This is a genomic window from Candidatus Aminicenantes bacterium, from assembly GCA_011049425.1.
Taxonomy (GTDB): domain Bacteria; phylum Acidobacteriota; class Aminicenantia; order UBA2199; family UBA2199; genus UBA876.
Map to the genome: position 1 here is coordinate 1 of DSBM01000136.1, position 12,771 is coordinate 12,771.

6 protein-coding genes are annotated in these 12,771 nt (G+C 55.3%); all 6 read right to left on the reverse strand.

The annotated features are described in order from the left end of the window. Positions 1-208: 208 nt before the first annotated feature. From ENN40_09225 to ENN40_09250, 6 genes are read right to left on the reverse strand one after another with little or no spacing between them, the layout of a single operon-like run. Positions 209-3,010, reverse strand: a complete 2,802-nt coding sequence (locus ENN40_09225) for an ATP-binding protein (GenBank protein ID HDP95525.1) — start codon at positions 3,008-3,010, stop codon at positions 209-211. Between the two features lie 11 nt (positions 3,011-3,021). Further along, a complete protein-coding gene (locus tag ENN40_09230) occupies positions 3,022-3,981 on the reverse strand; it encodes a hypothetical protein (GenBank protein HDP95526.1) in 960 nt (319 codons plus the stop codon). Further along, on the reverse strand, positions 3,978-4,496 hold the full coding sequence (locus ENN40_09235) for a gamma-glutamylcyclotransferase (GenBank protein HDP95527.1): 519 nt from the start codon (positions 4,494-4,496) through the stop codon (positions 3,978-3,980). The genes ENN40_09230 and ENN40_09235 overlap by 4 nt, the downstream gene beginning before the upstream one ends. After that, a complete protein-coding gene (locus ENN40_09240) occupies positions 4,447-7,413 on the reverse strand; it encodes a DUF1156 domain-containing protein (GenBank protein HDP95528.1) in 2,967 nt (988 codons plus the stop codon). Before ENN40_09240 ends, ENN40_09235 begins: the two co-directional genes overlap by 50 nt. Positions 7,414-7,450: 37 nt before the next feature. Then, a complete protein-coding gene (locus tag ENN40_09245) occupies positions 7,451-8,530 on the reverse strand; it encodes a Fic family protein (GenBank protein ID HDP95529.1) in 1,080 nt (359 codons plus the stop codon). Beyond that, on the reverse strand, positions 8,527-11,967 hold the full coding sequence (locus ENN40_09250; protein HDP95530.1) for a DUF3883 domain-containing protein: 3,441 nt from the start codon (positions 11,965-11,967) through the stop codon (positions 8,527-8,529). The genes ENN40_09245 and ENN40_09250 overlap by 4 nt, the downstream gene beginning before the upstream one ends. Between the last annotated feature and the right edge of the window lie 804 nt (positions 11,968-12,771).

The following is a 12,771-nucleotide window of genomic DNA, read 5'->3' on the forward strand; positions in this document are numbered from 1 at the left end:
AAACTGCCACCTGATGTTTGTAAATTGTACCGATATGTCGGAGGAAACAAGGTGGTAAACTTTCATCCGGAATGGGTGGCAACTTTCACCGGAATACGCATCATATGAGAATTCTTATCCATAAATACTGGAGTTAATATTTTTTTTCGAACCTTTAAAGCATGGTATTACGGTTTATTTTGGACAGCAGTGCAGATTTATAATGATTTTATGAATTCGGTTCACTGATATTCAGAACATTTGACAAACCGAGATCTTGAATAATCTGCTCGATTTCCGTGTAAAAATTTTTTCCAGTCTGACTCTCGATGGTGACTTCAAAATCAATGCCGATCCTGAGATTCGAACCGCTTCTCAATTTAGGGATAATCTTTGTGCCAAGCCGATTAAAGATTTCCGGTGGCACATCACCGCTGATTCTAAAGATTCTCGGTACAGAACCGGTCTTCGATTCTGCCTCGATTTTCAGTTCGGAATCCCGATCATGATCCAGTTTCGGCACAGATTGTGGTGTCAGACCTACATCATCAACCGGACCAGATACCCCTCCTCCCTGCAAAGTTGACGATTCGCTTTTCAAGGTCATGACTGTTTTTCTCAGGAGCAGGTACACACTCGACTCAAAGGTAATATCAGCCGGGTCGATGGATTCCTCAAACAAAATCCGCTCATAGCCGCCATCCGCTTTTTGGCCGTAGGCAAGCCCGAAATCACCCCTGCTCACGAATTCAAGAATCTTGCCACGTAAGATCATGTCCGGGTCGATGAGACGCGTAAGAGAGCCGTTCAGGAAACTCTGCCGCAGGCTGGCCAGCGGCCAGGCACCGGTTTCCTTGAGCGCCGGCGGCCAGTTCCGTTCGATATACCCTGCCCCGACGGACTCATTCAGGAGAGCCTGTGACTTCAACGCAGTGATGATTCGCCCACAAAGTGTTTCATTACCGCTCGAATGCCCGGCACCCAGGTCGATGACTTTCAGACCATCCTGCTCTTTGTTGTCTGCTATCGCCACATAGCGATATCCTCCCCAGACTTCGTCTTTGGCGGCCTCCTCGGCATCCGTAACTTTCGACCGATATTCAGCCCGATCTCCACGGTCAAAGTCTCCTCCGAGGGTACCTTCGGTCAACTCTTTCTCGACACGTTTCCACGCCAGCCATAATTCGACCCTGTCCCGGAAGTCACGGCCGGGCCTCTTGAGGCACCACATAAGCGAGCCGGGATACAGCCTGGGCGACTTGCCGCGCTGCTTGGTCCATTCCGACATCTGCTGGCGAAGCGGGCCGGCACCCGTCCACTCAGACTCCGGCTCGATCACCACCAGCGTGAGTCTCGGCGTATCCTGCACGGCGGTCCCATCCTCAGGGAAACGCACGACCGGTATGCTCGCCCCCCTGTCGAACTCCTTCTGGATGAGCATCCGCATGGCAGGTTTGATCTCGGACTCTTCATCCAGGGACGCCCGGCGATCGCTTACGACCTTCTTCATGGTCGGTTGGTGGCTTATCTTGAAACCGTCCGAACCCACGCGCCGAATGAAGTACGACTTGTCCTCCAGTGTGAACGCGGCGTTATCTACCGAAGTCGTGTCCACCTCCGGCTCGCCCAATGCGAACCGCAGCTCCGGCAGATGTGCAACCTTGTCCACCTGCCCGCCTGAGGATTCGAAGAGAATCGTCGTACCCACGCGGCGGTGGATGTTCCGCAAGGATCCCTTGGTGTCCGCGTCGAGCGCCCGGGCGTGTGACTGTGCGCCGGAGATGTCGGAGTCGATGGCGGCCACAAGCCGGGACTCTCCAAGCTGTCCCAGCACAATGCTCCGGAATTCCGGCAGTTCCAGGGGCGCGGAGCCGAGCGTGATAAGCGGCTCCCGTCGGGCCTCGGTAAACCCAGTTCGGTACGCCCAGGAAATCCACTGGGCAAGCATCGCCAACGTCCCGCGCGTCTGCTGGTATTGCGAAAGCGCCTGCCACTTCCTCTGGAAAACCGACAACGTCGCCGGGTGAAAGGGATAGCAGACCTCGAAACGTTCGCATAGATATTCTCGTGCCTTGGCTTCGGTTACGGCGCTGTCTACTGCCGTCCATTCCAGAGGCAGTTGCGCCCGCCGTTCGAAGCACCAGTCGGCATAAGCCCTGGCGACATTCTTGCGGATGCGATCGCTGCCGATGTCCTCGAAGAGCCGACGCCGCACGACTTCGCTGATCTCCGTCTCGTCGTTTGCAATCAGATCTTTGGCGACACGGCGGACGACCTTGGTAATCTTGTCCTGCCACTGCATATCCCATTCGGTCATCTCGACCTGACTGCGGGGCAGGCTGATCACGGCGGCCCCGTGCGTTACACCCGTAGTGGCCACGGTCAGGTTCTGGATGAAGGCGTGGAACTGATCGGCCATTCCGCGATGACGATTCAGGAAGTTCAGCACCTCGTCGAATAACAGAAGCACTGGAGCATCCGCCGCCTTAAAAATCCTCACGAGAGACTCCGTCCCAGGCGGCGTGGTCTTGGCAGCCGCGCCCAGTTCACGCACCCCTGCGTCTCCGGCCAGTTGCCGGGCCACATCGATCCAGGGCGTCTCGCGACCATCCTGCGGGTCCCAGGCGTTGCCGACGAAGACCGCCACGCGGGCCTTGGGCACGGTCGAAAGCCCAGCCGCCTTGAGCAACTCCGGTATGCCGCTGTATTCGGCCGCCTTGTCGCCGCAGGTGGCCAGGTGATAGAGTGCCGTCAAGGTGTGGGTTTTGCCGCCTCCAAACTGCGTGATGAGTGTCATCACCGGCGCGGTGTTCGCCGTCTGGCCGGAAAGCCGCCGCAGAACCATCCCTGCATGTTCACGCAACGCCCGCGTGAAGCATGTCCGCGCGAAGAACTGCTTCGGCTCACGGTAGTCCTCGGGCGCGGTCCTTGCGATGACCTGCTCCAGATGAATAGCGAACTCGTCCGGGTTGAACGAGCGGCCCTCGCGGACCTCTTTACGCGGTGTGGCATTTTTATACCATGCATCCATCGACGGACTCCTTATATCCTTTTCATCAGGTTGAATAAATTGGCTGCGGATTGTTTTAATCGAGTCAGGTTTGCATAAGCCACCGGTTCAAAGACACGATCACCAGCATATATACGATATCGGATGCCGTCGGTCACAATAACATCACACGACACGCCGAGGGTATCCACGTACCCCTTGGCCTGCTCCAGCGCGCCCTCCACGCCCGCGCCGAGCCGCTTGGCCTCGATGATGAACTGACAGTTTTCCGGCGTTCGCGGCAGAGCCTTAAAAACGGCCACATCGATGTATCGCCACTTGACGGCGATTCGTTCCGGCGGCCAGCCGAGCGCCCGCAGGAAGGGTACCACAAAGTGCGCCACAAGCTCGTCCTCTGTGGGGTGGTCGCCGAAATTCTGCCGGTCCCAGTAGAGGCCGGCCAGGTCTTGGGCCTGGGCCACGATGCCTTCCAATGTCGCAGGAATCCTGTCCAAGGCGGGCTCTTCTTCAGGAAGCTCCGGCAGGGGAGCTTCCTGCCAGTGCGTGGGGGGTGAGTTTTTGAATCGTTCTGCATAATCCTTCACTTCTTCGTTCCAGGCCCGAGAACAGCGTGTCGGATTGGCTCCGAATACTTGAGTCTCAAAAGTATATTCCTGTGGTAATCTGGACCAGCGTATACGTCTTGCATGTTGGAGATCCCATCCATTCACATCATCGAACTGGTTCAGGTACATATATTCGCTTGCCACAATACCCACGGCGATGATCCCGGAGATGCCTGTTCGCATCAAAACCACGTCTCCGATTTTAATCTCGCTGGCAAAACGACGGACAAAACCGCCTTCAAGTTCATCATCCGTGCGTTGCGGATTCCATGGCCCGGTATCGCCCGGTCCGATGAGCCCGATAGAATATTTGAGGAATATGTCCGCATACGGCCGATTTGAAGGGCCACCGGATAGTTGCCAAACCGAAAGCTCGTTACCACTCACGTATCGACCTCGATTTGCATCAGTTCTTGAATGTACTTGGCAGGAAGGTGCCAGTGCTTCGCTCCGGAGAGGATCTGATCTTTGTATTTGTTATTCGGTTTTGGCGGTGCATCTTCTCTTTCAGCAATATAGAGTTGGACCGTTAGAGGTCTTTTGGGATCGCCATCCAGTGACACCATTCTTTCGTGCCGCCAGTATGAGTTCTTATTGGATCCCGGCCTGTAACCTTCAGACGCATCGAGTTTTCCGACATCGAGATCGGATATTTCATATACCACACCCCACACATTTTGCCCTGTTATGGGTACAACATCAGCCACCCCACAGCCTCGTTGTTGCGATTTCCGCGTGAATTCAAGCTTGTGATCTTGCAGCAGGGCAATACCAACAAAACGCGCTGAAGGGCATCGGCGTCTCATTTGATTCCAATCCATATTAGATCCATAGGCATAATAGAGCATACAATCACCTCCTGACCGCCAGCAGCATGGCATCCAGTAAACGTTTTTCTTCACTTCCGGAGGGGTAGAGCGCGGAAAGGGCGTTGGCCAGTCGCAGGAAATCCGGGCCGCGCTCCTGTTCGGCCTTGATGAGTTGCCTCAATGCATTCGCCTGCCCACCGGACTGAAGCAGCATCGCCGCATGAACCCGGTCGAGGGTGGTGGCCGTTGCATCCATTTCGCCCGGATCGTCGATTCTGATTTTTCGACCACGTCCTCTTGGAGCTGTTTTTTTTCTTACGGCCAGCTCTTCGAAACCGGGAAGGATCAATTGATCGTTTTGGGTTGAAAAGAGTTCTTCGATGGCGGATTCGATGCTTACGGATCCGAAAATCTGCCGGGCCCGTTCTGAAACAGCCAAAAGCCGGACCACTCCTTTTTGTGTCTCGATAATGCGGCCTTCCCACTTGGGAAGTTCGATGCCGAGCGGTTGTGCGAAACGCCGGACGACATCGAAAACCAGGCTGTAACCCTTGGGTTTGGATTTTGGGGCTTCATCGTCATCATCGACCACGGCTTCAGAATTTTCAACAATGGATTCTTCGGTTGTCGCTCTCCCCTTTTTCCCATTGCCACTCCCGTTTGTGTCCTGGAGCGTCCAGAGGAAGAGTGCGGTCAGGCGCGCGTCTTCTTCCAGCACGCCTGCCATGCCGTTCCGTGCACGGGCCTCCGCCGTGCCGAGAATCTGTTCGAGGGCCGTTCGACCGACGACTTCCCAGACTTTCTCCAAATAGGCGGCCAGTTTTACTTCCCTCTCATCAGTCATCTCCACTTTGGAATACCGGCTGAAAATCTCCAGCGCCGGGCCGATACAGGCAAAGACCAGATCCGCGCCGCGAATGCCCTCGCCCTGGAGCCGCTCCATCCAGTCGCCCACAAGCTCAGCCAAGCCCTCCAGCTTCTTCTCTCTGCTTCCATGCAATACTTCATTCCAGTCGCCGACCGGCGCATTGTCCGGGCGAGGGCGGCAAATAAGGTGGACGCTGGTTTCAAGCGCCGCGTAGCCCTGGCCGCGCATGCGCTGTCTGCGTTCGGTGGCGATGGGCCACGAGCCGGTGGTGCGCCAGCCTGCTTGCACCAGCGCCGAGACGAGCGCCTCCCAGCGGTCGGTGTCCTTGTGGGCAAAGACCACGGAGGCCACGCCGTCCTCGCGTATGACCCGCTTCATCTGGGCAAAGGCCTCATACATGCGGCTCTCGTACCACTGGCGGTCATGAACACCACCATTCTTGACGGCGCGGTTCTCGGTGAGTTCACGGGCCTTCTCGGTCTCCGGGGCCGTGAACGCCTGCGGCAGGCGGTTTCGAAGTCCGAGACGGAGCCAGCCATAGAAGAAATCGGAAAGATGCGCGTAGGGAATCTGGTTCGCGTAGGGCGGGTCGGTGAAGACCACGTCCACCGATTCCTCCGGCAGAACCGCGTCCAGCACGTTCGCCAAGAGCGGTGACGAGGGCTGGTAGCGTACTGTGGATAGATTCCGAAGAGCGCTCTGTACGCTGCGGATGGAATATCCCAAACCTTCGCAGTTAGGGCTCAAGGGGTTGCCTTCCACGAAGTCAGCACGCATCGGAACTCCGGAACCCTGTATGAAGATGGACGTTACACCTTCCGAGAGCCAGACGCAGAGCGAGGTGTGGTACTGGCCGTTGTCCGAGTAGGCCGCGTAGAGGCAAGCGGCAAGGGCGTCGAGAAGGTCTTTGTCCTTGGCCTTCTTGGCCGCTTCATTGAGCGCGTCCTCGATGACCTCGTGCAGCACCCAGCGCGAGAATCGCTGACGCGGGGCGAGGACGTCAGCCCAGTTAGTGATGCCGTATGGACGCGGGCGGAAACCCGTGTCGCCCTCCGGCGGAGCCGGTGGCATTTCGATCTTGATGGACTTGGACTTTGTGGCCGCCTTGGAGAAGGCCTCCATGTCCTGGCGATTCGGTGCCTCGTAATCCTTCCCACGTCTACTTGTATTTCCCCGAACCACCGTCAGTAGAATCGCGTCATCCGCACCGCCACGCTTGTCGCGCAATTGCGCCTGAACGCGTTCGCGGGGCGTGACCACGTGGCATTTCGGACAAGTGGCGTTGTTCCCTGCGACCGTCCCGCGCGCGACTTCCTTGTCGCTTGATGGGGTGAAGACCTCGATTCGTGGCTCAAGAGAACCCTCTGGATAAACGATACGAAGGGCCTTCTTCCGGCCTTTTGATTTAGAGAGCACCAGATTTCGGACGAGCGGAATCCGCGCCCCGCACCCGGCGGCCTCGCACTGCACGGTTCGCGCCCAGAGATAGGCGAGCGGCTTCCGCCTTTGCGCGTCGGCCGGGTAGTATTCGACAAGGCGCTTCTCGGCTTCCCTAAGCGTCCATTCTGCCCATTCCTCGAACAGGTCGGCGAGTTCCGGCCCCTTGCGGCCGCACCATTCGAGCGCGACCTTGAGGAGGAGCCACGCGACCGGGTTCACGTCCGAGGCGGTCACCTCGCAACCGAGGCGCTGTGCTTCCAGCGGAATGGAGCCGCCGCCGGAGAACGGGTCCAGTACGTGCGGAACCGAACCGTGCGCGGCCTTCACAAGTTCACGAGTCGCGGAGACGTAACCCGCCACGCGCACGATGTCCCAGTTGGCGATGTCGGCCACGAAGGCCAGAAGTGTTTTCTGCAGGTCGGAATCCTTCGGCCCGATCTTCTTGTACTGCTGTAGCGCTTTGCGCGCCGCTGTCTTGAACTCCCCCGGGCAGAGCGGGTCGCACGGGTCAGGGAGAAGCAGCGTTAGGAGCAAGGACCGACAGGAAGCTAGCGGACGCCGCGCCCACCAAGAATGCAGGAGCGAAAGGTGACCGCTGTCCACCCGGGTTTTTCGGTTGTTCTCCATAACGCAGGCGTCGTTGACGGCAGATAGTGCAAAATCCACCTCCGCCAGGCGTTTGCAGTCTTTGGGGATTGCCATACTGTTACGTCCTTATCCTCTCATCCCGATTTTCAGTTTACCCTCTTTCCTGCCCTCTTTCAAGGGTATTACCCCTTTCCAGTCTTCGCCACAGAGCCCCGGGCCCCCGCCCCAAACATGCAACCTCTCCTTTGGCCTTTAAGTCCCGAAGAACCCTGCGAACCAGATCGCGGCTGACACCCGGACAGGCTCTCTGCAGATCGCTCAGCGAAAATTCAGCCGAAAAATTCCTGATGGTCTTTTCGACCAGATCTGTTTTGGCTCCCCGGGGAGATTTAATCCGGCCCAAACGCTCCTCAAATTCCTTGCAGGCCGTTTTCAAAATCGACAAAATGTAATTGATATACGGCCATGGATCGTGTCGGCCTTCATGCCAGGCCAGGGAGCTTTGCTCCAGGGTTTCGTAATAGCGTTCCTTGTTTTGCTCGATGAGGCGCTCCAGGCTGATGTACCGGCCTACCTCGAAACCGAGGTGATAACTCTGCAAAAGCAGAAGCAGCCTCGAAACACGCCCGTTGCCGTCACGAAACGGATGGATGCAGAGAAAATCCAGATTGAAGGCTGCCAGAAGAAGCAGCGGCGGAACATTGTGCGTCTTGATCGCTTCTTCATACAGTGCGAAGAGATCTTTCATGCATCCCGGTGTATCCTTCGCCTGAACTGTCTTGAAGCGGATCCGCGACCGGCCGTCCGGCAATTTTTCGATGATGTCACCGTCTTTATCCTTGTATTTTCCGGCATCCCAGATCTCTCCGCGTGTCAGGCGATGTAGTCGCATAACGGTTGCTTCTGATACAGGGATTTTCTTTCCATTCTCATGAATCCAGTTCAGCGCCTGCCTGTATCCCTGGATTTCCTCTTCATCACGGTCCCGCAGAAGCGGCTCGCCGAAGACGAGGGTGGCGATTCGGGACTGATCCGCTTCAACGCCTTCGATACGGTTGGATGATACGGCGCTTTCAATCAGGGCATGCTCCCGCAAAAACCGGAGACGCTGAGGCGATTGACGGATGTACAAGTCCTGTTTACCACGCGCTTCTCCGAGATCTGCCAGATACCAGGATGTGGCGGCCGGCACGGATTCGAAACGACCTGAAAAAAGCCGCAGGGTCATCATGGCTTCTCACCTTTGTATGACGCACGATCTTCTCTGACCGTCATCGGCTTCGTCATGGCGTCAACATCCAGCCAGTAATGTGCCACCTTGGTGACCTCATGCCACGGAAAGCGGGCCGGGTCTTTGACCGGTTCCTGGAGTGTGGGTTGTTCAGCGCAGTTGGTGACCACGTAAAGCCAGTAGCAATCGCGCCGGTCTTCGGCCACACGCCGCTCGTTGGGCGTCAGCAGTATCGTACCTGTGGCCGCGGCCAATCCTTTAATCTCGATGAGACGCAGTTCGCCCGAACCCAAATCCAGACTCGTGATGTCATAGCCCAGATTCTTCTCGTGGACATCGTAAACCCTGCGGCCCTGAGCCTGTTCATACTCGATAACCACGCGCATTGCGACGGCTTCCGTCTCCAGATTCGGTCGTATGCGGCGTACATCCGGGGACTCGCGTTCAGGATGAGGAAGGACGAGAACACTCGTGATCCGTTCCACGGCCTGGAGAGAAAGCGATTTCTGGCGTTCGAGTTCCTGCCTGCGCCGTTCACGCCTGGCGAGGAGTTCCGCGTGCCGGTTTTCTGCCTGAGCCAAACGGCCGTCCGCACCAGGAATCCCTTTTTCCTTGTCTTCATTGGCCTTGCCAATCTCTTCATCCGCACGCTGTAACAATTCTGTCAAGGAGAGTTCCACATGTTCGACAATACGTTCCACTTCGGCCAAACGTTCTTCCTGCGTTTCATCGAGAAATGACTGGAGGGCATTCTGATAAAGCCAGGCCGAAGGCTCGGGCTCCTCGGCTATGGCCGGACTCTGTTCTGGAGCCACCGCAGGTATATAATTGCCGAGTATATAGGGTTCACGAATCCTCGGCTCGTTGTTATCGGTTAATTCCACCGCGAATAGACGTTCATGGACGATGTTTCCGAGGCCGTCTACGACACGTGCACGAAAGAAATCAACACGCGCCGGTGTATCGTGCTGCAGGGAATAGAAACATGCACCTTTTCCGAACGATTTAGAGGCCTTTTCAAAGGCATTCCTCCGGATGGCCTCGAAAAGAGGATGGCCGGGTGTAACCCATTCGAGATTGTATTCTTCGGCCACTTCTCGGTCGGTCGAACAACGCGGGTACTTTACGGCCATACCCGTAAACTTCCAGTCAGGGTCACGTTCGTACCGCTGAAGCACAGAGGGCGTACGAGCAGGCTCGAAAGTATGGGGCATGTGCTCGATGACCTTGAGTTTGAGCGGGACGTATTCGGCGGCCTCGCGAATAAAGCGGGCGATGGTTTCCGGCACGACACGACATTCCTGCGCCCTTGCCCGTCGTTCGACGAGCATCTTTAGATTGAGTTTCTTGGATGCCAGGCCTTCGAGGGCATTCTCACAGATGTTACGGAAACGGCCCTCATCCACGTTTTCGAGCAACCTTTCTTCAAGATCGGCTTCACCCAGTTTTCCGGCATAATAATCCCGAAGAATACGCTCCATATGCGCCACGGGCAAAATTTCACCAACGACATTGAAAACAGTATCATTATCGAGTGCGTCTCGGATTTCCTGAAGCTTATCCAGAAGACGCTGAAGCACCCGACCCTCGATCGTATTCGTCGCCACAAGATTGAATATGAGACAATCTTTTTTCTGACCGTAACGATGGATGCGCCCCATGCGCTGCTCAAGACGATTCGGGTTCCAGGGAATATCGTAATTAAACAGGATATTACACACTTGTAGGTTGATGCCTTCTCCGGCCGCCTCTGTCGCGACGAGTATCTGAATTGCTCCTTCGCGAAACTGTTGCTCTGAGTGAAGACGCGTCCCCGATTCATCACGGGTACCCGGCTTCATGCCCCCATGAATGCAACCGACTCTGAAACCCCAATCTTTCAGCTTCTCAACCAGGTAGTCAAGGGTGTCTTTGAATTCCGTAAAGAGAAGAAGCCGTTGTTCAGGGTGATTGAAGAAACCCTCTCGGTGAAGCAGATCTTTGAGTTTGGATAGTTTGGCTTCCGCACCAGTCTCCTCAACCATCCTGGCCTGTTCGGCAAAACCGCGAAGTTCCTCGATCTCAGCATGGATTTGTTCGGCATTTCCGGTGAGTGTGATGGCTTCGAGAATACTCTCCAAACGTTCACGTTCGGTCTCCTCCATTTCTTCAATCTCTTCGGGGTCGGGCAGATCCGGCGGAGCCATCTCGACCAATGTATGCGCCTTTTTCAACCCATCTTCCAGCCTGCGTGCACGTTTCTCAAGACTGTGACGCATGGCGTAAGTACTTGAAGCCAGTCTGCGTTGATAGAGAGACATCAGGAATCCGACGGCACGGGCACGGGGATTGTCTTCCTGAGCGGCGGCTTTCGCGCTCTGCCGTTTGACAAAACGGGTTACATCGCGATAGAGATCGAATTCCGGCCCGTCGATCTGAAAATCGACTGTGTGGGGGATCCGCCTGGTGAATATTTTTTTGGCCGCCCAGGTCCCATCTGTTTGTTGTTCGGGAAAGTAAACCATGGCTTCCTTGGTACGGCGAAGATAAAACGGTGCGCGCTTTCGTTCCATCGCTTCATGGATGGAACGAACATCTGCATAAGTATCCGGATCAAGGAGTTGGAGAAAAAGGGAGAAATTCGCAGGGTCACCTTTATGCGGTGTCGCCGTCAATAAAAGATAATGGTCCGAGCTATCACGAAGGAGTTCACCCAGAGCATACCGTGATGTTTTCCGGGAAGGGGGCGACCATGACATGCGATGTGCTTCGTCGACGATGATGAGATCCCAGTGGACTTGTTTTAATCCCGGTAAGATTTCTGTGCGTTTGGCGAGGTCTAAAGAGGTGATCACCTTCTTCTGTTCGAGCCATTGGTTTACGCCGAACTGGTCACGCAGGTCCCCGCCTTTTAATACCAGAAATTTTTCGTCGAATTTCTCTTTAAGTTCACGTTGCCATTGAAATGATAAATTCGCAGGGCAAACAACGAGGATACGTTCAGCCAACCCGCGAAGTTTAAGTTCACGGATGAGAAGACCGGCCATGATGGTTTTACCGGCACCGGCATCATCTGCAAGCAGAAATCGAACACGTGCCAATTTCAGCAGATAATCATAAACAGCTTCCAGTTGATGAGGCAGTGGATCGACACGCGATATGGATAGACCGAAATACGGATCAAACTCCCATGCGATCCCCAATGCGTATGCCTGAAGCCCCAAGCGAAGCAACTGGCCTTCACCCTGGAAGGTCAGTTTTGTGTCTAATAGAGTGAGCTTGCCGATATCCTGTCGGGTCAATGTGACTTTTCTGAACACTTCTGTTTGGATTCCGACAAGACCGAGGGACCATCTCCCCTCACCAGCCGGCCGGACTGTTTCAACCCGCATGGGTTCATTGAAGAGTGGCCCTGAAATAATAACGCCTTCGTTTAGTTGAATATCAGTCGAGTCCATAAACATCAATGCCAAACGCCTTTATTTGAGATACATTCGTTTAGGGTCGATGAACAGGGGTTGAACAGGTTGTCGTTTTTCACGTCACACCCGAAGTTCAACTTCGATTTCGGTCCAAAGAGATGCTACGAATAAAATGCTGAATGAAATCAATTTAACAAGCTATCCGTAAATTGTCAAGCTGCATCCTCGAAAAAGCACAAAAAACAAGCCGTTCATTATTTTGAAGATCCAATGATAAATCGGTAAAATAAAGAAGGTCAAGGGAAAACGGTGGTCACAAATAAAACTCTTACCTACGCTCTGCGTCGGAACGTGAAACATCCCTCTATCCGCCGCAGGCGGAATCTCCCTTCAAAGGGAGATTTGCCCCTCTCCCCCTTTCAAGAGTCTGTCCCGCATCGGCGGGATGGATCCCCGGCGACAGCCGAGGTTGTATTCCCCCTTTCAAGGGGGATCCTCGGCGCATGCCGAGGTAGGGGGATGTAATTTCTCCGGCGCATGCCGCGGCAGGGGGATGTCAAAGACTCCCGGCAATCACATCGAATACGGCATTCACACAAATACTGCAAGCGTTACAGACCGAATCCCGCTTCAGCGGGATGAATGTCAACCATCCTCATGATCATCCGGAATCCGCTGCCTGATCGCATCATCCCCGATCCTGTCGTTATAACGCTGCGCGCAGGGAGAATCGGGACAGGCCCCGGATTCCACCCAGCTGTGATCCCACTCAATAGAAGCCGCCCCTGAGGGGTTTTCATCCCGCCATATGAATCCCAGGTATGTGGCCGGTGTTTTGAT